Here is a 1588-nt window from a genome sequence, read left to right as displayed (position 1 = left end):
TGCTGGTGTCGGTGCTGGCGAAAAAGAGACCGCCCTCCAGGCCCAGTTCCAGCGGCCCGGAGACCAAGCGGTAGCCGCCGGTTAGCGAGAGTGTACCGAACAGAACCGCCACTCGAGTAGCGCTGTCCGCCACAATGGCCCCGCCGCCGCGCACCGCCCCAAAAAGCCCGTCGCGGTCAGTGCCAGAGTAAAGCGCAGCCCCTGCCTGTAGGCCGCCGCCCGTCACACTACCGCCCAACCATACGCCCCCTCCCACCATATAAGCCACGCTGCCACGGGGATATACCACCGTGAAGGGGTCGAGCCACTCGACCTCGACCCCCAGGGTGCCATAGCCTGCGGCCAGGCCCAGTCCACTGACGGCGCGAACACTGGCCAGGCTGCTAAACTGGGCCAAGGCTGGAGTAAGGGTTAAGCTGCTCAGGATGACCAGGAGACTCAGGAAGGGCTTCATTGTTTTTTATATTACCTGGCCTGCCCTGGCAGTATCGCTGGACTCGGGTAAGTTCAGGGCAAAGAGAACCAGCACAGGGCATAAACGGCTCAGGCCAGCAGGATGGGGCGCTCGAGGTAGTAGGCGATGCGCTCCAGCAGTTTTCCGGCCTGGTCGGCTTCCATCTGGCCCGAAAGTGAAAGCAAGGCGTGGCCACCGCTGGCCCGGCCCAGGGTAAGGGTGGGTATGCCGGGGAAAATCACCTGATCGAACTGGGTATCCACCAGCGAAAGCACCGTCAGGCCCTCACTGGGGTCGGACGCCATCTGCAAGGAGTCCAGCGCACCGCGCAACGACTGGGCGGGGGCCACCCGCAGGCTCTTGAGTTCGTCGCCCTCGAGGCTACCCCTGGTGGGACGCATTGGGGTCTGGGTGTCGGACAGGGCCTTGTCTACTGCGCGGTATAGCAGGGGATACAGTCCCACGTCCAACCGCCAGGCTTCGCTCAGGGTTTGGGCGGCGTCCTGCACCGGGCCAACTTCAACCAGGCGCTGCCAGGCCTGCACCCGCAGCATTTTGGGAGCGCTGGGTGCAGTTTGCGCGACAGGCGACTCGGTCGGGCCTGTAGCAGCAGGGGGGATGGGCAAGAATGCAACCGCCGGTTCGGGTTCGGGGGGTGATAGGCGCACGACCGATGGAACGGGCGGGGTCTCTACCGGCTCGGGGGCAGGCGGAACCACTGGCTCAGCCAGGGGGGTGTTGGTAAAGTTCATGCCTGCCTGCAAAGGGCTGGGGGGAGGGGCTGGAACCTCGGGAACGGTCACGACCTCCTGGGTTTCCCAGATCAGCCTGGGCGCGCTGCTGGGGGGCTCGAGGTCGGACTCGGTGGGCAAGGACGGCAAGGCCGCCAGATCGGGATTAATTTCCGGCAAAGGCGCCAGCGACGATAAGGCGCTGGGAACGGGCTCCGGCTCATCCCATTGCAGCGTGGGAAGGGGTTCGGTCGCTACCAGCGGCTCGGGTTCGTCGAAATCTGGGACAATGGGCGGCTCTGGGGCCAGCGTAGGCACTTCCTCGAAGGCTGTGGCTGCGGGCGGTACAGGGGGGGCTGGGGTCTCGAGCTCGAGGTCAAACTCGATGTCGTCCATGGTGGGC

General features: G+C 65.1%; 2 protein-coding genes. Both read right to left on the bottom strand.

Annotation, left to right across the window (positions count from 1 at the left end):
- A partial coding sequence (locus Q0288_RS05285; RefSeq protein WP_299428256.1) for a hypothetical protein occupies positions 1 to 454 on the bottom strand: 454 nt, incomplete at its 3' end.
- Positions 455 to 543: 89 nt separating this feature from the next.
- The coding region (locus Q0288_RS05280; protein ID WP_299428254.1) for a hypothetical protein at positions 544 to 1588 on the bottom strand (1045 nt) is incomplete at its 5' end.

Origin of the sequence: uncultured Meiothermus sp. (genome assembly GCF_937863175.1) — a bacterium.
In the GTDB taxonomy this organism is placed as follows: domain Bacteria; phylum Deinococcota; class Deinococci; order Deinococcales; family Thermaceae; genus Meiothermus.
The sequence above is the reverse complement of the archived record's forward strand: the minus strand, read 5'-3'. Positions and strand labels throughout refer to the sequence as shown.